The sequence below is a fragment of the Streptomyces ziwulingensis genome (genome assembly GCF_039542605.1).
Taxonomy (GTDB): Bacteria; Actinomycetota; Actinomycetes; order Streptomycetales; family Streptomycetaceae; genus Streptomyces; species Streptomyces ziwulingensis.
In genome coordinates, this window is sequence record NZ_BAABIG010000020.1 from 32,046 (window position 1) to 50,230 (window position 18,185).

Genomic DNA, 18,185 nt, shown 5'->3' on the forward strand with positions numbered 1-18,185 from the left:
GGGGGCGCTCGTCGTCACGGCCTGGACGGCGGCGCTCCGGCCACGCCGTGTTCGGCGAGGGGACCCACGGTCAGGCGGGCGGTCCGGCAGTCGGCGACGATGCCCGGGAGCGCGCCGAGCGCGGCCCGCCGACTGCCCGGCGCCGAGGCGTGGCCGGCGTCGTGCAGCAGGACCGTCCCGCCGCCGCGCAGGTCCGCCGCGACGGTCGCGCGGACCGAGGCGGCCGTCGCCTCCCGCGTCCAGTCCCTGCCCCACGCCGTCCACAGGACCGGCCGCAGTCCGGTCCGCCGGGCGGCGGCCCAGCGTCCGGAGGTGAGGATGCCGTAGGGCGGGCGGTACCAGTAGGGCCACCGGCCGCTGACGTCGGCCACCACCTCGGCGGCCCGGGCCAGCGCGCGGGCGTCCCGGGCCGGTGCCGGCAGCCAGGGGCGGTCGTGCGTCCAGCCGTGGACGGCGAGTTCGTGCCCCCGCGCCACCACCTCGCGCGCCTGCGCCGGGTGGCGCACCACGTTCTCCCCGAGGACGAAGAAGGTCGCCCGCACGCCGAGGGCGTCCAACGCGTCGAGGAAGCGCGGTGTGGAGACCGGGTCGGGACCGTCGTCGAAGGTGAGCGCGACATGGCAGGGACTGCCCCGGCCGGCCAGACCGGGCAGCCAGCGCCGGCGCGGGCCGGGCAGCCAGGACGCGGCCGGTCCGATGTGGGCCAGGGCGGCGGCCGGCGGTGCCACAGCGCACGCCGCGCGCACCGCCCGCGTGGCGGCCTGCGACCCCGCGAAACGCTCACCCATCCGTCCTCCTCCGTCCTCATCCGTCCTCCTCCGTCCTCATCCGTCCTCCTCCGTCCGCCCTCTCCGCGCCCGTGCCTCCGTCCGTGCCTCAGTCCGGGCCTGCGTCCGGGCCTGCGTCCGGGCCCGCGTTCGTCTCCGGGCCCGCGTCACGACTCCCGCCGCCGGGAGTCGCGCGCGTGGCGCGGGTCACCGTCGGGGCCGTCGCGCGCCGCCGCCGCGGTGTCCCACGCGCCGTGCACCGAGGGGGCGCGGGCCAGGCCCAGGCTGCCGAGGCCGATGAGCGCGATGCCGATCACCTCGGGCAGGACCCGCACCCCGAGGGCGATCTGCTCCCCGAACAGGACCCAGCCCAGGGCCACGCTGGTCAGCGCGTCACCGAGGGTGAGTGCCGGCTGGGACGCGGCCAGCGTGCCGGCCCGCAGCGCGCCCTGCAGCAGCAGGAAGCTGATCCCGCCGACGGCACCCGTCGCGTACAGCGGCCACTGGGTCAGGACCGGGCCGACCCCCTGGGGCAACCGGCCCGTGACCTCCTTGAGCAGTGCGGCCGTGCCGCCGAAGGCCACCGCGGACGCCGAACCGAAGAGGGCCGCGCGGGAGGCGCCCCGCGACAGGCGTCCGGCGGCGGCGAGTACGGCCACCACGCAGAGCACGGCCGGCCCGGCCACCGCCCAGGTGCCCGGGGACGCCGTGTCCCGGCCGGCCGAGGGCGCGGCGGCGCCCAGGAACAGCGCCAGCCCGACGGCGAGCGCCCCGAACGCCAGCCAGGTCCGCCGGTCGGGCCGCCGATGGAAGACCACGCTGCCGACCACGAGCGTGAACAGCAGCTCACTGGCCATCAGGGGCTGGACCAGGGCCAGGCTGCCCACCGCCAGCGCGGCGGCCTGGAGCACGGTCGTGACGGCGAGCAGGGCGGCACCGACGACCCAGTACGGATCGCGCAGCAGGCGCAGCAGCCAGCGCACCTGACGGGCGGACTCCTGCCCCTCGGCGTCCTGAGCGGCGACCCGCCGCTGGAGTACCGAGGAGGCGGCGTTGGCGAGCGCGGCCAGCAGGGCGAGGACGACGGTGAGGACACTCACCGCCGCGCACTCCCGCCCGGCGACACTTCGGGACCCGGCGACACTTCAGGACCCGGCGACGCTTCGGGACCCGGCGACGCTTCGGGACCCGGCGACGCTTCGGGACCCGNCGCGCTTCAGGACCCGCCCCTGCTCCGGAACCCGGCATCCGCGCACCCTCCCCCGCTCATCCGAACCGGCCGGCCAGCCGCCGGTAGAGACCGGGCGCGGCGCCGCGGACCCGGCAGGGCAGCCGCAGCCAGCCGGGGACGTACACCTCGTCCCGGCCGCGGCCGACCGCGTCGCGGATCGCGTCGGCCACGCGTTCCGGTGGCACGGGCCGGGGCCGGGACCGCCGGTAGGGGCTGCCGCGACGCTCGAAGAAGGGGGTGTCGACGACACCGGGCACCACATGGCTCACCCCCACACCGGTGTCCCGCAACTCGTAGCGCAGCGCGTCCGCGAAGGTGCCCAGCGCCGCCTTGGCGGCGGAGTACACGGCCTCGCCGCGCACCCCGACGCATCCCGCGAGCGACCCGACCAGCACCACCCGGCCCGTTCCGGCCGCCACCATGCCCGGCAGCAGCAGCCGTACCAGCCGCAGGGGCGCCAGTACGTCGACGGCGAACACCTCGTCGATGGAGCGCTGCGGCATCTCGCGGAAGTCCCCGGCCCAGCCGACCCCGGCGCCGGCCACCAGCAGGTCCACCGGACCCACGGCCGCCTGGGTGAAGTCGGCCAGCAGGCGGCCGGCGCCGGGATCGGTCAGGTCGGCGGCGAAGGCGGTCGCCGCGGCGTCCTCGGCGACGGCGCGCAGCCGTGCCGGGTCCCGTCCGGTGAGCACCATCTCCCAGGTGCCCTCGGCCGCCAGCCGGCGGGCCACGGCCGCGCCGATCCCGGAGGAGGCCCCGGTGATCAGGGCGGTGCGGGTCCGGGTGGTGGCCGGTGCGCCCGGCCGGTGCCCGGTCCGCGCGGAGTCCGCGCCGGGTGCGGCGGCCGGCGGCGCGGCCAGGGAACGGGGACGGGGGCTGGTGCGGGGGCGGGAGAAGGCATGAGCCATGACGGACCACCTCGGCTGCCGGCGGGACGGGCGGTCACGGAGTATCCCGACCGGGCCGGTGCGAAACACCCGATAGGCGGTGGTTTGGGGTCTTGTGTCCGGGTAACTCCGCCCAGGTGTCTCCACCCCGCTCCCGCCCCCCGCAGGCCCTCGCGCCGCAGCCCCCGTACCGGGTGGCGGGAGCGGGACGGCTGCTCGTGGTCAGCGCGGGCATGGGCGCGGGGCACGACACGGTCGCCGCCGAACTCCTGCGGCGGGTCCGGGAGCGGGGCGGTGACGCCCTCGTCGTCGACGTCCTCGCGTTGCTCCCGTACCGCCTCGGTGGCCTGCTGCGGCTCTTCTACCGGGGGTCGGTACGCCACTTCCCCTGGGTGTACGCGGCGCTCTACCGCTGGTTCCTGCGGCCCGGCCCCGGCCGCCGCCCCGCCGGCACCGCCCTCGCACGGCTGGCCGGCGACCGGCTGGTGTCCCTGGCCGACCGCAGCGGCGCCGACGCGGTGGTGCCCGTCTTCCACCTCGGCGCCCAGCTCACCGGCCATCTCCGGTCCCGCGGCCGGTTGCCGGTGCCCAGTGCCGTCCTCGTGGTCGACTTCGTCGTCCACCGGCAGTGGCAGCACCCCGGCAACGACCTCTACCTGTGCCTCACCGACGACGCCGCCCGCGAGGCCCGGGGGGCCACCGGGGTGCCCGCCGAGGCGTGCGGACCCGTGGTCGCTCCCGCGTTTCGCATCGCGCACGGCACGGGCACCACAGGCACCACCGGCAGGACGAGGACTCCCGACACCCCCGCGGCCGACGACTGGCGGCGGCTCTTCGCGCGCCACGGGCCTGGCCGGCCGCCGGTGCTCCTGTCGTCCGGCGCCTGGGGTGTCGCCTCCCGGCCGGAGGCCACCGTCCGGCTGCTGGCCGGCGCCGGTTTCCTGCCGGTGGTGCTCTGCGGCGACAACGACCGGCTGCGGCGCCGGCTGACCGCCCTTCCCGGCGCTCTGGTCCTCGGCTGGGTGACGGACATGCCCGGCCTGCTGCGGGCCGCCCGTGCCCTGATCGACAACGCCGCCGGCCAGACCGCCGCCCAGGCGCTCGCCGTCGGCCTCCCGGTCGTCGGGCACCGCCCGATACCCGGCCACGGCGCCGACGGCGTACGCCGGATGGCCGCGCTGGGGGTGTCCGAGGCCGCCGAGGACGACGCCGCGCTCCTCGTGGCGCTGCGGCGCCTGACCGCCGACGGCCCGGACCGTCGCGCGCGGGTGGCCGCCGGGCGCGCCCTCTTCCGCGCCGACCCGGTGGCCCGGCTGTTCGGCCCGGCCGACGCGGCGAGGGTACGGCGGTGAGCCGGTGCCTCGGGTTCCGGTTACTTCCCGCGGGCGGGGGCACCCGGGCGGGAATCGAGCCGAGGAGGCCATGGTGAGGACGGACGAGTTCCTGGACCGGGTCCGCGACCGCGGAGAGTACCGCAGCCAGGAGGAGGCCGAGCACATCACCGAGGCAGTCCTGTCAGTGCTCGCGGACCGGATCGCACTGGAGGAGTCCGGCGAACTCGCCGGGCTGCTGGCCGCCCCGCCGGACGAGGCGCCGCGCCGGGAGACGGGCGGACCCGAGACCTTCGACCGGGAGGAGTTCCTGCGGCGGGTGTCCGCGCAGACCGGCGACCGGCCGCGGACCGCCGAGTGGGACGCCGGCGCCGTGCTGTCCACGGTCGCCGACACGGTCCCCGCCGGACAGGTGGGGCACCTGCTGGAACAGTTGCCGCCCGACTGGGCGGACCTGTTCGGCCGGGCCACCCCTCGGCGCGAGTGACCGGCGGACTTCCGGCGAGGCGCGTCAGCGCCGCTCGGCCCCGGCCTCGGTCCTGGCCTTGTGCTCGGCCTGCTCGGCGTGCAGCTTCTTCACCCGGGCCGCCTCCTTGCGGACGTCGGCCTGGGTGGAGCGCTCCCGCTCCAGCCACTCGGGGCCTTCCTCCTTCAGCGCCTCGATCTGCTCGGTGGTCAGCGCCTCGGTGACCCCGCCGCGGCGCAGACCGGCGATGGAGACCCCCAGCTTGGCGGCGACCACCGGCCGGGGGTGCGGCCCGTTGCCGCGCAGGTCCCGCAGCCACTGGGGCGGGTCGGCCTGGAGCGCGTTCAGCTCGGCGCGGGAGACCTCCCCCTCCTGGAATGCGGCGGGCGTGGCCTCTAGGTACACACCCAGCTTCTTCGCCGCGGTCGCGGGCTTCATCGTCTGGGTGCTCTGGTGCTCGGTCATGGAGCCCAGGGTATCGAGCATGCGCGCGAGCGCTGACCACGCCCGGTAACCTGGCCGGGTGACAGCCCCACAAGCCCCCCTCTCCTTCCGGCTCGCCTACGTCCCCGGGGTGATGCCCGACAAGTGGGTGCGCGTCTGGGGCCAACGGCTGCCGGACGTCCCGCTGTCCCTCGCCCAGGTCACCGCCGCGCGGGCGCCCGGCGTACTGCTGGACGGCGACGCCGACGCGGGTCTGGTGCGGCTGCCGGTCGACCGCGACGCGCTGAGCGCGATCCCCCTCTACACCGAGACGACGGTCGTGCTGGTGCCGAAGGACCACGTCGTCACGGCGGCCGACGAGGTGAGTGTCGAGGACCTCGCCGACGACCTCGTACTGCACCCCCTGGACGACGTCCTCGACTGGGAGCGGCTGCCGGGACGGCCCGCCGCCGAGCGGCCCGCGACCACCGCGGACGCCGTCGAACTGGTCGCGGCGGGCATCGGCGTGCTCGTCGTACCGCTCTCGCTGGCCCGCTTCCACCACCGCAGGGACCTCACCCACCGGCCGGTCACCGACGCCCCCGTCTCCCGCGTGGCGCTGTGCTGGCCGCAGGACGCGCACACCGACCTGGTGGAGGACTTCATCGGCATCGTCCGCGGCCGGACCGTCAACAGCACGCGCGGCCGCAAGGCGGAACCGGCACAGCCGCAGCGGACCGCGACGAAGGACACCCCGGCTGGGGGCACCGCCGGGAAGAAGGCGGGCGCCCCCGGTGCCGGCTCCCGGCGCGGTACCGGCGCCGCCAGGGCCGGCGGAACCGGAGGCCGCGGCGGCGCCAAGGCGGGCGGCGGCGCCCGCCGCGGCGGCGGCCGTCCCCGCCGCCGCGGCTGACCCTCCCCGGCACCACGACCGCCCCCCGCCGTCGGGTCAGCGCACCGTAGGACCCGGCGCCGGCGAAGCGGTGTTCACGTCCAGGCCGGGCGGCTCGGTGAGCGACTTCACCGGCTCGCCGGGCGCCGGCGCGGGCGGGGTGACCTGCGCGCCGGGCAGGTCCGGCGGCGCGGTCTGCTGGAGGTTGACCTGGTCGAAGTTGACCAGCCCGGTCCTCTCCAGCACGGTGATGTGGTCGAGGACGGTGTCGTTGGCCTGGTCGGCGAGTTGCCGTACCAGGCTGTTCCCGGTGTTGCCGCGGATCTTCGCGATCGCCGGGAAGATCTGCCCGTGCGTCACCCGCATGATGTTGACCGCCGTCGTGTCGAACTGCCTGCCCGCGCTCCCGTCCACCGTCGCCACGAACTGCTGCTGCTGCGGCGAGGCCAGATTGGGCAGCGTGATGCCCAGTTCGGGCGCGATTTTGCGGCAGGTGGCGTCGAGCCGGGCGTGCCCGGCCACCAGGTGCTCGCCGGCCTCCTTCATCTCCGGGGTCGTCCCCCGTTCCATGGCCATCAGCCCGAGCGGGTACTCCCACAGCCCGGCGGCCCGGACCTTGACCACGAAATCGCGGTCGGCCTCGGTCAGCGGCCCGTAGCGGGTCTCGGCGATGACGCGGTCCGGGCCGCCGGTCGTGTTCCGCACCCCGAGCATGGTCGGGTAGGCGAGCGCGGTGAGGGTGAGGACCAGGGTACCGCACACGAAGACGGTGGCCGCGGTGGTGCGCGTCAGGCGCATCGTTCCTCCTGGGACGAGGACGGACTCGGACACCAGGAGATACGGACGCGCGCGGCGAACCGATCACCGCGACGGGAAGAACCCGCGACACCGGCACACCGCGCGGACGACGTCCCCGGGCCGCCACCGCCGGGAGACGGTGAGGCAACCGTGACGCGCTCGAGCCGCGCGTTCGGACGGTGCGGTGGTGACCGGGGCGGTCACCTGGAGCCGGTGGCGCGTCCCACCGACTCCACCAGCGGCAGCAGGCGGTACGGGACCCGCTCGCGCAGCGCCACCTCGGAACGGGTGCGGACCACGCCGGGCAGGCTGATCAGCTTCTGGATCACGTCCTCCAGGTGGGCGTTGTCCCGCGCCACCACCCGGGTCAGCAGATCCCCGCCGCCGGTGATCGAGAACGCCTCGACGATCTCGGGAACCCGCGCGAGCGCCTCTCCCACGTCGTCGAGGTGCCCCTGGGTGACCTCGATGTGCACGAAGGCGAGCACCGGGTGACCGAGCGCGGCGGGGGAGAGGGTGGGGCCCGTGCCGGTGATGACGCGGTCCCGCTCCAGCCTGTCCAGCCGGGCCTGCACCGTGCCCCGGGCGACCTGGAGAATACGGGCGTACTCGCGCACGCTGGTGCGCGGCTGCTCCAGCAGCAGGCGCAGGATACGGGTGTCCAGCTCGTCCACGGCCATGGCGCCCGGACCTCCTCGTGTTCTCTTCGCGGCCGTTCTCGCCCTCCACCGCCGCGACGCCGACTGTACCAATGGCCCGGCGGAGCACTTCCCGAGTGGACCGCCCCACCTGGTCCGATGGCCTGCCTCGACACGTCGGCACCTCGCCTCTGGTGGACCAATGGCACAGCAGTGGAACGATCACTTGAGCCACTGGTGGTGTGGATGTTGATATGGGGAGGTCGATGGCGCTGCGGAACTCCGCGGCGCCTTTTCCGTGCCGGCGGCCTCGTCGGCACCGGCGCAGTGTGCGAAGGGGGAGGCACCCACTTGCTGACCTTGCCTACCTTGCTGAAGAGGATGTTCGGCGCGCCCGACCCGGGACGGATCCGGCTGCGCTTCGCCGGCCGGGCCGTTCTCGGCATCGCGCTGGCCGTGGCCGTCTGCGGCCTGGCCGGGCAGTCGCTCGCCGGCGCCGTGGCCGGCGGGCTGGCCGCACTGCTCGCCCTGTTCACCGTCACCGACCCGACCGTCCGCGGCCAGGCGCTCACCACCGTCCTGCTGCCGGCCGCGGGCCTGCCCGTGCTCGCCCTCGCGGCCGCACTGCACGACCTGCCCGTCGCCCGGGACCTGGCCTTCCTCGCCGTCGTCGGCGCGGGCGTCTACGCCCGCCGCTGGGGCCCGCGCGGCCACAGCCTCGGCGTCTTCGCCTTCATGACCTACTTCGTGGCCCAGTTCCTGCACACCACCCCGGGACAGCTTCCCGAGCTGTACGCCGCCGTCCTGCTCTCGGTGGCCACCGCCGCGGCCGTCCGGTTCGGCGCCTGGTGCTACGAGCGCCGGCTGCCGCCCGCCGCCGTGCCCGCCCCGGCGGCCGGCACCGGGCTCGCCCGGATCACCACCCGCCAGGCCGTCCAGGCGACGGCCGGCGCGGGCTTCGCCCTCGTGGTGGGCCAGTCGGTCTCCGGACAGCGCTGGTACTGGGCCGTGGGCGCCACCTGGTGGATCTTCGTCAACACCGCCTCGCGCGGCGAGACCCTGGTCCGCGGTTTCCGCCGGGTCCTCGGCACGCTGGCCGGTATCGGCCTCGGACTGCTCGTCGCCCTCCCCGTGGCCGGGGCGCCGCTGCCCTCGGCCGTCCTCCTCGCCGTCTGCGTCTTCGGCATCTTCTACACGGCGGCGGTCTCGTACACCTGGATGATGCTCTGCGTCACGCTCCTCGCCGAGCTGCTGTACGGGCTGCTCGGAGTGCTCACCCCCGGTCTGCTCGCGCTGCGGCTCGCCGAGACCGGCGTGGGGGCGCTCGGCGCGGCGCTCGCGGTGCTGGTCCTGCTGCCGGTCACCACCCACGCCGTCACCGACCACTGGATCCAGCGCGCCCTGCACCGCGTCCACCTCTGCACCGCCGAGGCCGCCGCCCGGCTCGCGGGCACCGAGGGCGCCGACCCGGCGGCGCGCGTGGCCGAACTGGAGCAGTCGCTCGCCCGCGTCCGGCTCTCGGTCGCCCCCCTGGTGCACCCGCTGAACCCGCTGCTCGGCCGCAAGCGGCGCGCCCGCCGGGTACTCGCGCTGCTGGACGACTGCGCCCGCGAGATCCGCGGCCTGGTGGCCGTCGCCGCCGACCCGGAGGCCTCGCACGACGCCCGCCTGGCCGCCGCCTGCTGGCGGGTGGAGCACGCCGTCGAGGCGCTGACCGGCGGCGGAGCCGTCCCCGCGCGGAGCGAGCGGCCCGCCGCCGCCGAACCCGCGCTGGCCCACCTGCACGGTCTGGAACGCGCCCTGGCCGAACTCGCCGCACCGCTGCGCCACCACACCCCTCTTGGTCTAGACCGCGCGGTGTGAGCTGCTGCTACCGTCACCCCGGACGGGCACAGGACGAGAGGGGTCAGCGGTGGCGCACGGCACGGACCGGCAGCGGCGGGCGTTCATCGGATCGTTCACGGCGGCGGGCGGCCCCGGCATCGTGACCGCGGCCGTCGCGCCGGAGAGCGGCGCGCTGACCGTGCTGTCCCGCGTGAACGGCGTCCCCGACCCCTCCTACCTGGCCCTGTCGCCCGGCGGAGAGACGCTGTACGCCGTCAGCGAGACCGCCGAGGGCGCGGTGGCCGCCTACCGCGTCGGCGCCGACCGCCCCGAACCGACCGGGCCGCGGGTCCTGGTCGACGGCAGCGGCCCCACCCATCTCAGCCTCTTCCAGGGGCACGTCCTGACCGCCAACTACGGCTCCGGCAGCGTCACCGCCGTTCCCGTCCGCGCCGGCGGCGGCCTCGCCCGCTCCGCCTCCGGGGTGCTCCGGCACACCGGCTCGGGCCCGCAGGCCCCGCGCCAGCAGAGCCCGCACGCCCACCAGGTGCAGCCCGACCCGAGCGGGCGGTGGGCGGTCAGCGTGGACCTGGGCACCGACTCGGTACGGGTGTGCACGCTCGTCGACGGCGCCCTCGCCGTGCACCGGGAGATCGCCCTGCGCCCCGGCTCCGGACCGCGCCACCTGGCCTTCCACCCGGACGGCTCCCGCGCCTACGTGGTCAACGAACTCGTGCCGACCGTGACCGTCTGCCGCTGGGACGCCGGGGAGGGCGCGCTGCGCCCGCTCACCGAAATCCCGGTGCTGCCCGACGTCCCCACCGGCGACGTCTTCCCGTCCGGCGTCGTCGCCTCCTCCGACGGCCGCTTCGTGTGGACCGCGACCCGGGGCGCGGACGTCCTGTCGGTGTTCGCCGTCGAGGGCGAGGGGCTGCGGCTGACCGCGACGGTGCCCTGCGGCGGTCACTGGCCGCGGGCGCTCACCGAGGCCGACGGCTTCCTGTACGCGGCCAACGAGCGCTCCGGGAACGTCACCTGGTTCGCGGTCGACGAACGCACCGGCGTACCGCGCCGGGCCGGCGCCGTCGAGGTCCCCGCGGCCTCCTGCGTGGTCTTCGGCTGAACCCGCCGCGGACACCGGAGAAGGCGGGCCCGTCGCGCTGCCGCCGTGCCGCGTCCGCCGGCCGTCCCGCGGTCAGCGGGCGGGCGTCCCCTGCGGCTGCGGCGGGGTGATGCCCAGCGCCGTCGTGTACTTGGCCAGCGCCAGCTTGCCGATGGCCGGGTACGGGCCGAGCGGCTCGGCGACGGAGCAGCCCGCCTCCTCGGCCGCCTCCCGCAGCAGCGTCGCGTCGATCTCCGGACCGATCAGGTACGGCGCCAGCGCCAGGTGCTGGGAACCGGAGGAGCGGAGCTGGTCGGCCACCGAGGCGATCGAGCCCTCCTCGTCCAGGGCCGCCGCCATCACCGGCACGGCCAGCCGCGCGGCGAGCAGCATGCCGGTGATCCCGGCCGCCTGCACCGCCTCGTCACCGCCCACGGAGGCCAGTACGATGCCGTCCGCCGCCGTCGCCACGGTGAACAGCCGGGCCCGGTCGGCGCGGGCCAGACCGGCCTCGGAGAGCCGGACGTGCAGCGCCTCGGCCAGCAGCGGGTGCGGACCGAGCACGTCCGTCAGCTCGGCCGCGACCCGGCTGTCCATGACGGCCTGCCGGACCCGGCGCAGCAGCGCGCCGTCCGGGCCGGCCAGCAGCGGCACGACGACGCCGACCGGGCCCTCGGGCGCCTTCACCTCGACACCCGCGGCGACGGCCCGCTCGTAACGGGCGGCGCGCTCCTCGGCGGCGTGCGCCAGCACCGACGCCAGCGACGGGAACTCCTCCTCGCCGCCGTCGACGTAGCCGATCCGCGCGTCCAGGCCGGGCAGCTCGGAGCGGGCGATGCTCACGACCTCCTCGGCCAGGCTCCGCGTGGCCCCGCTGGGCGTGCCCGGTACCGCGAGAACGAGCGCCGGCGCGCCCTCGGGAGCCACCAGGGGTTCGGGACGACGGTGCCGTCCGGGCTGGCGGGGGCGCGGCATTCGTACGGGCAGGCCGGACGCGGGCCCAGTGGAGGAGCTCATGGCGCCGCATGTTACTAACTAACCGGGCTCCCCTGTTCGGGGAGGGGGCAGGTGAGCGGTATCCGTCCGGTTTTGTCTGATGAGTGAGGTACGGACCGGACGACACCGGCACGATTCACCCCCGGAAGGGACCGGACTCAGCCACCGTTCACGGTCGTCACCCACAGCATCGACGGGTCGCCCGGAAGGGCGAGCGCGCCGGTCGCGAGGCCGGCCCCGATCCGGACCGCGCCGTCCAGCGGATCGCCCCGCGCCGGCACCCGCCGCGCCCGGGGCAGCTTCCGCGCCAGTTCCGCGCGCAGCGGTACGACGAAGGGGTCGCCCAGCCTCAGCAGACCGCCGGTGACCGCCACCAGGGACCCGGCCCCGTCCGGGCAGACGGCGGCCGCGGAGTCGGCCAGGTGCCGCGCGGCGGCCCGCAGGATGCCCGCGGCGAGCGGATCGCGCTCCGCGCAGGACGCCACCTCGGGGGCGAAGGAGGCGAGGACGGCGGGGCGGTCCGGGCGCGGGTACAGCGCGCCGGGCAGCCCGGCCACCGGGCCGAACCGCTCCTCGGCGCGGGCCAGCAGCGCGGCCGAGCCGCCGTCCCGGCCGTCGTGCGCGCGCAGCGCGGCCTCCAGCCCGGCCCGGCCGATCCAGGCGCCGCCGCCGCAGTCGCCGAGCAGATGGCCCCAGCCGTCCGCGCGGCGCCAGCGGATCAGGTCGGTGCCGGTCGCGACCAGCCCCGTGCCGGCCGCGACCACCGCGCCGGGCCGGAGTCCGAGGGCACCGACGTAGGCGGTGACGGCGTCGGTGGCCAGCGCGACCGTCCGCGCCCCCAGCTCCCGGGCCAGGGCGGCCGGCAACTCCGCGCGCAGTGCGTCACCCAGGGTGGCGAGCCCGGCCGCCCCCACGACGACGGTCCCGATCCGGTCCACCCCGGCCTCGGCGGCCGCCGCCCTGGCCATCGGGACCACTTGCGCCATCAGATGCCCGGGGTCGATGCCGCGCGCCCCGGTACGCACGGGCTCGCGCGAGGCCCGCCGCCCCGACCGGCCGCCGCCCGCGGCCTCGACGGCCACCCGGAGACCGGAGCCGCCGGAGTCCACGGCGAGGAAACCGTCCGTCACGGCGACCGCCGTCCCACCGTGTGCGGGTGCGCCGCGGTGCGGATCACTGGACTCGACGCGCCTCTCTCGTTCCGTACGGCCGGCCGGCCGGTCGCGAGCTGCCCGGCACTCCGGGGGGCCGGACCCCTCGCGGAGCGGACACTCCGGCGCCCGGCGCAGGACAACGCGGAAGAATAGCGCCTCGGCGACCGGAATCCGAGCCCGGGACGCACCCCCGCGGCACGCCAGTAGAGTGACTCACCGTGGCACCACGACCTCTCCATGAACTCGTCGAACCCGGCTGGGCCAAGGCCCTGGAACCGGTGGCCGACCGCGTCGCCGCGATGGGCGACTTCCTCCGCGCCGAACTCGCGGCCGGCCGCACCTACCTGCCGGCCGGACCGCACGTCCTGCGCGCGTTCCAGCAGCCCTTCGACGACGTGCGGGTCCTGATCGTCGGTCAGGACCCCTACCCCACGCCCGGGATGGCGATCGGCCTGAGTTTCGCCGTCGCTCCCGAGGTCCGCCGCCTGCCCGGCAGCCTGATCAACATCTTCCAGGAACTGCGGAGCGACCTCGGCCTGCCCCAACCGGCCAACGGCGACCTCACCCCGTGGACGGGACAGGGCGTCCTCCTGCTGAACAGGGCGCTGACGACGAGACCGGGCAGCCCCGGCTCCCACCGGGACAAGGGCTGGGAAGAGGTCACCGAGCAGGCCATCCGCGCGCTCGCCGAACGGGGCAAGCCCCTGGTCTCCGTCCTGTGGGGCAGGGACGCCCGCAACCTGCGTCCGCACCTCGACAGGTACCCGGTCATCGAGTCCGCCCACCCCTCCCCGCGCTCCGCCGACCGCGGCTTCTTCGGCTCCCGCCCCTTCAGCCGCACCAACGACTTCCTCGCCCGGCAGAGCGCCGCACCGGTGGACTGGCGCCTGCCCTGATCCCGGCGGGGAGCGCCGCGGCCGGGAGCGACGCGCGTCCCGGCCCGGCCCTCAGGCGGGGCGGCCGAGTTCGGTCCGCAGCAGACCGAGGACGTTGCCGCCGAGGACCTTGAGGACGGTGTTCTCGGCGACGCCCCTCCCGACCAGGGCCCGGGTGAGAAGCGGCAGGCCGCTCGGGCCGTCGAGTCCGGGCAGGGCCAGTTCGAGCGCGTCGCCCTCGTCCTCGCAGCAGCTCCGGACGAGGTCCTGGTCGACCTCCTTGATGAAATCGGGTCCGAGCCCGACATGGTCGGAGCCGATCACCCGCACCAGGTGCAGGATGTGGTCGACGAGCCGCTCCATCTCGGCATCGGCGTTCCCCTCCGCCAGCGGGTGCGCGCACTCGATCATCCGCAGGGTCTGCCGGAGGGCGCCCTCGGGCCGGTACTCGTCGTCGACGAACACCGGGAGCACCTGGAGCCGGACCCCGCCCGCCCGGAGCTGCGGCAGCCACCGGTCGCGGAAGAAGGAGGCCCAGCGCCGGGGCGGCCGTGCGGCCACGGCCATCAGCAGATCGTTGTGGGCGTCCGCGACGATGGCACGCCGGTGCAGGTCGAGGGACAGGTCGGGCCTTTCCGTTCACTGTCCACCCGATGATCGCAGACAAGCGCGCACGGCACCGGCCGCCCGGAGTGCGGCCCCTCAGCCCTCGCCCGGCGCGGGCGTCCCCGTCCCCGCCCGGGCCGGATGCGGAAGGGACAGGGCGACCATGCTGGCGCCGACGCCCTCCCAGGTGTACACGTCCCAGCCCGTGAGCTGCCGCCACTTGCCCAGCCGGTACTTGACGCTGTTGGCGTGGAGATGCAACTGCCTGCCGGTGGCGGACATCGAGAAACCCGACCGGGCGAAGACGGCGACCGTCTCCGCCAGTTCTGGGTGGCGCCGGACGACGTCCCGGCCGACCCGCAGCAGCGGTTCGAGGCGGGTGGCGTGCCCGCTGACGGAGGCCAGGATCCACTGGTCCCGGAACCAGACCACCTCATCGGCTCCCGCCGCCAGTCCCAGCGCCTCGTCGGCGTCGGTGAGACTCGCCGCCGCGCCGTCGAGGCCCTGCCGGGTCAGTCCCACCCCCACCGGACAGGTCGCGCCGGTCTCGCGCATCACGTCCACCAGGACGGCGGGCGCCACCCGCTGGCTCAGCACCGTCAGCGTCGTACCGAGGTTCACGCAGCGCACGTTTCCCCGGGCCGAGGCGAAGCGCCGTCGCAGGACGATCATGTCCTTGTCGTTCCACCCCCGCGCGGGAGCGCACAGCGCCGTGAACTCCTCCGCGGGTTCGAAACCGGCCGCGCGCGCCAGGGGCGCCAGTTCGCTCCGGTCGCCGCCGGACGCGTACAGGGCGGACAGGAAGCGGTGGGTGGTCCGGGACTCCGCCGCGTCCTCGGCCCGCACGGCGTCCTGGTGCGCCGCGGCGGCGATGCCGCTGGACTTCTGCACCCAGTCCCACACCATGCCGACGAGCCAGACCAGGTCCGCCGCCGACTGGCCGTCGCTGCCGCCGGCCCGCGACAGCAGGACGTTCCACATCTCCTTGTAACCGATGTGGTAGGCGCTGATCATGGCCTGCGCCGGCAGCCCCTGCTCGGCCCGCCGGCGGCCCAGCTCCCGGGCCACCTCCTGCTCCTCGACAGTGGGCCCGCGCCGCTGCGCCAGACCGGCGAGCAGCCCGCGGTACTGCTCCGCCACCCCCTCCTCGTGCGCCCGGCGGGGCACCACGTCGTACTCCGGCACCTCCGCCCGGATGACGTCGACCATGCCCGGCACCAGGCGGGAGAGGTCCCGGGTGACGGCCTCGCACATCGCCACGATGGGTTTCCAGTCCGTGCCGCCGGTCTGATCGATCATGCCGCCACCGCTCCCGCTCCTTGCTCAATCCACGAACCGAGGCGGTGCCGCGCCCGAGGGGACGCCGCGTCTCGCCTGCTCGTGGCCGGTGAGTGCGTGGGGAGGCACCAGCCGGGACGCCCATCTTCGCAGATTTCACCATGCCGTCCGGCGGTGGCTCTCGTTTCTGTCATAGCGCCGGGAAGCGGCGCGGGCGTAGCCTGACGGCGGGACTTCTGAGCAGGCGAGAGGGGGTTCCCGCCCGGGGAATCCTGTTCTGCCCGGCCGTGAACACGATGAACGAAGACATACCGACGTTCGGCAGCGTGCTGCGGGACATGCGGCTGGCGGCCTCGCTGACCATCGAGGGCCTGTCCGAGCGATCCGGCGTGAGCGTCCGCGCCATCGGGGATCTGGAGCGCGGCCGGCGCGCGGCTCCGCAGCGGCGCACGGTGACCGCGCTCGCGCGGGGGCTGGGCCTCACGGAGCCCGACCGGGAACGTCTGCTGGGAGCCGTCCGGGCCGGACGCGACAGGACACCCGCCCACAGCCCCCTCGGCATACGCGCACTGCCGAGTGGCATCCCCGACTTCACCGGCCGGGAACGGGAGCTGTCCTGGCTGACCGCGGCCGCCGAGCAGGCCGTCCGCGCGCTCACCGCGCCCGGCGGCGCCCGCAGCCGACCCGCCTTCGGCACGTACCCGGTGGTGGCGGCGGTCTCCGGGCCGCCCGGCACCGGCAAGACCGCGCTGGCGCTGCACGCCGCCCGAAGCCTCGCACACCACTTCCCGGACGGGCAGCTCCTGGTGGATCTGCGGGGACTGGACCGGGACGCACCGGGGCCCGACGAGATCATGCTCGGCGTACTGCGGGCGCTGCGGGTGGCCGACCGGGAGCTGGCGGAGGCCGGGCCGCGCGGCCGCCTGGAGCTGTACCGGCAGGTGCTGGCCGACCGGCGGCTGCTGCTCGTCCTCGACAACGCCCGCGACGAGACGCAGGTACGACCGCTGCTGCCCGGCGCCGGCGCCGGCCTGGTGGTGGTGACCAGCCGCCGTATGCTCACCGGCCTGGAGAGCGTACGCCGCCTCGCCCTGGGCGATCTCGACCCGCGCGCGGCCACGGCCTTCCTGACCGCGCTGGTCGGTGAGGAGCGGGCCGCGGCCGATCCCGGCGCGCTCGCACGGGTCGCCCGGTACTGCGGGCACCTGCCGCTCGCCCTCCGGGCCGCGGGCGACTGGCTCGCCGCGCGCACCGGCGTCTCCGTGGACCGGTTCGCCGACCGGCTCGCCCCCGACGAAGGCCGCCTGGCCGCCCTGGCGGCCGGCGGCACGGACCTCACCGCCGCCTTCGGCCTCTCCTACCGCCGGCTCACCCCCGCCGGAGCCCGTCTCTTCCGACGCCTCGCCCTGGTACCGGACCCCGACATCACCGCCGCGGGCGCCGCCCAGTTGTCCGGACAGCACCTCTTCGCGGTCGAGGACACCCTTGAGGAACTGGTCGAGGCCGGGCTGCTGGGCGTCGAGGGCGACCGCTACCGGCTCCACGACCTGCTGCGGCTCTACGCCAGGACGCGGCTGACCGCCGAGGAGGAACCGGCGGACATCGACCGTGCCCAGGCCGCCCTGTACGGCTGGCTGCACCGGCCCCCGCCCGCCGCCGGCCGGTGGTTCTGCACGCTTTCTGCCTGTTTTCTGCCTGGAGGCCGTGGCGACGAACTGCTTGGCTGGTAGGAGCGGGGACCGGGCCGCGACGCTGCCGCCCGGCCCGTCGGGGAAGGCTCCCTTCCGCGACGGGACATCCGCACTCGCCCGAGCTCGGCCCGGTCCTGGTGCGCACCGGGGTCCCAGGTCTCCGCCGGTTTCGCACGGATGGAGAGGAGAGCCGGATGAGCCCGGTGCTGGCGACCGCTTCGCTGCCGCACGAACACAGACTCGGCTACTGGCGCGACGCGGTGGAACAGGCGCTGATGCCCGTGACCATGGCGATGCGCGGCAACGGCCCGTTCGAGGGGCGCATCGTCGCGCACCGGGTGGGGGCCCTGCGGGTCACCACCGTCGAGGCCGACGCCTACCGGGTCCGCCGCACGGCGGCCCACATCGCGCGCTCACCCGAGCCGCACCTCGCCGTGGCCCTCCAGACGTCGGGTACGGCGGTGCTCGCCCAGGACGGCCGGGAGGCCCTCGCCGACCGGGGCGACCTCTTCGTCTGGGACACCACGCGCCCATACTCCCTGGACTTCCCCGAGCGCTTCTCCACCCGCGTCGTCCACATCCCGCGCCATCTGCTGGGAGTGCCGGACGAGGACCTCCGCGCGGTCACCGGCAGTGTGTTCGCCACCGATCAGGGCTGCGCCGCGGTGCTGATGCCGTTGCTCGCCACCGTCGTCTCCAGCGCGCACGCGTACTCCCCGGTCGCCGCGAACGGCCTGGCCGGGGGCCTCGTCGACGTCTTCGCCGCGCTGGTCGCCGAACACGCCGAGGAGGCGGCGTCCGGGGACTGGGGCACGCCGAACCACCTGGTGCTGCGGGTCCGCGAGCACATCAACGCGCACCTGGCCGATCCCGCCCTGTCACCGGAGTCCGTCGCCAGGGCCCACCACATCTCGGTGCGCTACCTGCACCGGCTGTTCGAAGAGGAGGGCGTCACCGTCAGCCGGTTCATCCGGCAGCGCAGACTGGAGGAGTGCGCGCGGGAACTGGCCCGCCGCGGCCGGACCGCGCCCACCGTCTCCTCCATCGCCCAGCGCTGGGGTTTCGTCAACCCGACCCACTTCAGCCGGGTCTTCCGGGGCGCCTACGGCCTCCCGCCCCGCGAATGGCGCACCATGCGCCTGGCGGCCGGGAGCCAGTGACGCCCCCGCACCGCGCGCTCCCGCGCGAGCCCACTCCCCGGCCGTCTCCGCGAGCACGACGCCGGG

18 protein-coding genes are annotated in these 18,185 nt (G+C 75.8%); 8 read left to right on the top strand and 10 right to left on the bottom strand.

Features of this window, described 5'->3' with window-relative positions; translation table 11 throughout:
- Positions 1–14 precede the first annotated feature (14 nt).
- From ABEB00_RS10165 to ABEB00_RS10175, 3 genes are all read right to left on the bottom strand, one after another.
- Positions 15–788, bottom strand: coding sequence for a polysaccharide deacetylase family protein (locus tag ABEB00_RS10165; RefSeq protein ID WP_345618904.1), 774 nt, complete (start codon positions 786–788; stop codon positions 15–17).
- A 146-nt stretch (positions 789–934) separates the two neighbouring features.
- On the bottom strand, positions 935–1,867 hold the full coding sequence (locus ABEB00_RS10170) for a DMT family transporter (protein WP_345618906.1): 933 nt from the start codon (positions 1,865–1,867) through the stop codon (positions 935–937).
- A gap of 166 nt (positions 1,868–2,033) precedes the next feature.
- Positions 2,034–2,906: an SDR family NAD(P)-dependent oxidoreductase gene (locus tag ABEB00_RS10175; RefSeq protein WP_345618908.1), complete on the bottom strand. Its 873-nt coding sequence runs from the start codon at positions 2,904–2,906 to the stop codon at positions 2,034–2,036.
- A 212-nt stretch (positions 2,907–3,118) separates the two neighbouring features.
- Between ABEB00_RS10175 and ABEB00_RS10180 the strand changes: the two genes are divergently transcribed.
- Together ABEB00_RS10180 and ABEB00_RS10185 are read left to right on the top strand one after the other, a co-directional pair.
- Positions 3,119–4,237, top strand: a complete 1,119-nt coding sequence (locus tag ABEB00_RS10180; RefSeq protein WP_345618993.1) for an MGDG synthase family glycosyltransferase — start codon at positions 3,119–3,121, stop codon at positions 4,235–4,237.
- 73 nt (positions 4,238–4,310) lie between these two features.
- Positions 4,311–4,703, top strand: a complete 393-nt coding sequence (locus tag ABEB00_RS10185; protein ID WP_345618994.1) for a DUF2267 domain-containing protein — start codon at positions 4,311–4,313, stop codon at positions 4,701–4,703.
- 24 nt (positions 4,704–4,727) lie between these two features.
- Here the strand turns inward: ABEB00_RS10185 and ABEB00_RS10190 are convergent, their stop codons facing one another.
- Positions 4,728–5,147, bottom strand: coding sequence for a DUF5997 family protein (locus ABEB00_RS10190; RefSeq protein WP_345618909.1), 420 nt, complete (start codon positions 5,145–5,147; stop codon positions 4,728–4,730).
- A gap of 58 nt (positions 5,148–5,205) precedes the next feature.
- Here ABEB00_RS10190 and ABEB00_RS10195 point away from each other — a divergent pair, with 58 nt between their 5' ends.
- Positions 5,206–6,018 carry a LysR family transcriptional regulator substrate-binding protein gene (locus ABEB00_RS10195; protein WP_345618911.1) on the top strand — a complete coding sequence of 271 codons (813 nt, stop codon included), beginning with the start codon at positions 5,206–5,208 and terminating at the stop codon, positions 6,016–6,018.
- Between the two features lie 36 nt (positions 6,019–6,054).
- Here the strand turns inward: ABEB00_RS10195 and ABEB00_RS10200 are convergent, their stop codons facing one another.
- Both ABEB00_RS10200 and ABEB00_RS10205 read right to left on the bottom strand, forming a co-directional pair.
- Entirely contained in the window at positions 6,055–6,795 is a 741-nt protein-coding gene (locus tag ABEB00_RS10200) for a DUF4142 domain-containing protein (RefSeq protein ID WP_345618912.1), read from the bottom strand.
- Between the two features lie 200 nt (positions 6,796–6,995).
- Complete coding sequence (locus ABEB00_RS10205) at positions 6,996–7,475, bottom strand: Lrp/AsnC family transcriptional regulator (protein ID WP_345618913.1); 480 nt, start codon at positions 7,473–7,475, stop codon at positions 6,996–6,998.
- A gap of 327 nt (positions 7,476–7,802) precedes the next feature.
- On the opposite strand from ABEB00_RS10205, the gene ABEB00_RS10210 reads away from it, so the two are divergent.
- Positions 7,803–9,296, top strand: coding sequence for an FUSC family protein (locus tag ABEB00_RS10210; protein ID WP_345618915.1), 1,494 nt, complete (start codon positions 7,803–7,805; stop codon positions 9,294–9,296).
- Between the two features lie 49 nt (positions 9,297–9,345).
- Complete coding sequence (locus tag ABEB00_RS10215; RefSeq protein WP_345618916.1) at positions 9,346–10,380, top strand: lactonase family protein; 1,035 nt, start codon at positions 9,346–9,348, stop codon at positions 10,378–10,380.
- 72 nt (positions 10,381–10,452) lie between these two features.
- Here ABEB00_RS10215 and ABEB00_RS10220 read toward each other — a convergent pair whose 3' ends face one another.
- Positions 10,453–11,376, bottom strand: coding sequence for a sirohydrochlorin chelatase (locus tag ABEB00_RS10220; protein WP_345618918.1), 924 nt, complete (start codon positions 11,374–11,376; stop codon positions 10,453–10,455).
- A 137-nt stretch (positions 11,377–11,513) separates the two neighbouring features.
- Positions 11,514–12,485: an N-acetylglucosamine kinase gene (locus ABEB00_RS10225; RefSeq protein ID WP_345618920.1), complete on the bottom strand. Its 972-nt coding sequence runs from the start codon at positions 12,483–12,485 to the stop codon at positions 11,514–11,516.
- Between the two features lie 242 nt (positions 12,486–12,727).
- On the opposite strand from ABEB00_RS10225, the gene ABEB00_RS10230 reads away from it, so the two are divergent.
- Positions 12,728–13,405 (top strand): uracil-DNA glycosylase, encoded by a 678-nt coding sequence (locus tag ABEB00_RS10230; protein WP_345618921.1) that lies wholly within the window; start codon positions 12,728–12,730, stop codon positions 13,403–13,405.
- Between the two features lie 51 nt (positions 13,406–13,456).
- Here ABEB00_RS10230 and ABEB00_RS10235 read toward each other — a convergent pair whose 3' ends face one another.
- Both ABEB00_RS10235 and ABEB00_RS10240 read right to left on the bottom strand, forming a co-directional pair.
- Positions 13,457–14,008 carry a membrane dipeptidase gene (locus tag ABEB00_RS10235; protein ID WP_345618995.1) on the bottom strand — a complete coding sequence of 184 codons (552 nt, stop codon included), beginning with the start codon at positions 14,006–14,008 and terminating at the stop codon, positions 13,457–13,459.
- A gap of 78 nt (positions 14,009–14,086) precedes the next feature.
- Positions 14,087–15,289, bottom strand: coding sequence for a PucR family transcriptional regulator (locus tag ABEB00_RS10240; RefSeq protein ID WP_345618923.1), 1,203 nt, complete (start codon positions 15,287–15,289; stop codon positions 14,087–14,089).
- A gap of 275 nt (positions 15,290–15,564) precedes the next feature.
- On the opposite strand from ABEB00_RS10240, the gene ABEB00_RS10245 reads away from it, so the two are divergent.
- Together ABEB00_RS10245 and ABEB00_RS10250 are read left to right on the top strand one after the other, a co-directional pair.
- Positions 15,565–16,998, top strand: a complete 1,434-nt coding sequence (locus tag ABEB00_RS10245) for a helix-turn-helix domain-containing protein (protein ID WP_345618925.1) — start codon at positions 15,565–15,567, stop codon at positions 16,996–16,998.
- A 155-nt stretch (positions 16,999–17,153) separates the two neighbouring features.
- On the top strand, positions 17,154–18,119 hold the full coding sequence (locus tag ABEB00_RS10250) for an AraC-like ligand-binding domain-containing protein (RefSeq protein ID WP_345618927.1): 966 nt from the start codon (positions 17,154–17,156) through the stop codon (positions 18,117–18,119).
- Positions 18,120–18,185: the final 66 nt, after the last annotated feature.

What these genes read in the sequence shown, in the direction of transcription:
- ABEB00_RS10175 (WP_345618908.1), bottom strand. Translation starts at nt 2,906, where the DNA reads ATGGCTCATGCCTTCTCCCGCCCCCGCACCAGCCCCCGTCCCCGTTCC.
- ABEB00_RS10240 (WP_345618923.1), bottom strand. Translation starts at nt 15,289, where the DNA reads ATGATCGATCAGACCGGCGGCACGGACTGGAAACCCATCGTGGCGATG.
- ABEB00_RS10220 (WP_345618918.1), bottom strand. Translation starts at nt 11,376, where the DNA reads ATGAGCTCCTCCACTGGGCCCGCGTCCGGCCTGCCCGTACGAATGCCG.
- ABEB00_RS10180 (WP_345618993.1), top strand. Translation starts at nt 3,119, where the DNA reads ATGGGCGCGGGGCACGACACGGTCGCCGCCGAACTCCTGCGGCGGGTC.
- ABEB00_RS10205 (WP_345618913.1), bottom strand. Translation starts at nt 7,475, where the DNA reads ATGGCCGTGGACGAGCTGGACACCCGTATCCTGCGCCTGCTGCTGGAG.
- ABEB00_RS10250 (WP_345618927.1), top strand. Translation starts at nt 17,154, where the DNA reads ATGAGCCCGGTGCTGGCGACCGCTTCGCTGCCGCACGAACACAGACTC.
- ABEB00_RS10245 (WP_345618925.1), top strand. Translation starts at nt 15,565, where the DNA reads ATGAACGAAGACATACCGACGTTCGGCAGCGTGCTGCGGGACATGCGG.
- ABEB00_RS10165 (WP_345618904.1), bottom strand. Translation starts at nt 788, where the DNA reads ATGGGTGAGCGTTTCGCGGGGTCGCAGGCCGCCACGCGGGCGGTGCGC.
- ABEB00_RS10200 (WP_345618912.1), bottom strand. Translation starts at nt 6,795, where the DNA reads ATGCGCCTGACGCGCACCACCGCGGCCACCGTCTTCGTGTGCGGTACC.
- ABEB00_RS10190 (WP_345618909.1), bottom strand. Translation starts at nt 5,147, where the DNA reads ATGACCGAGCACCAGAGCACCCAGACGATGAAGCCCGCGACCGCGGCG.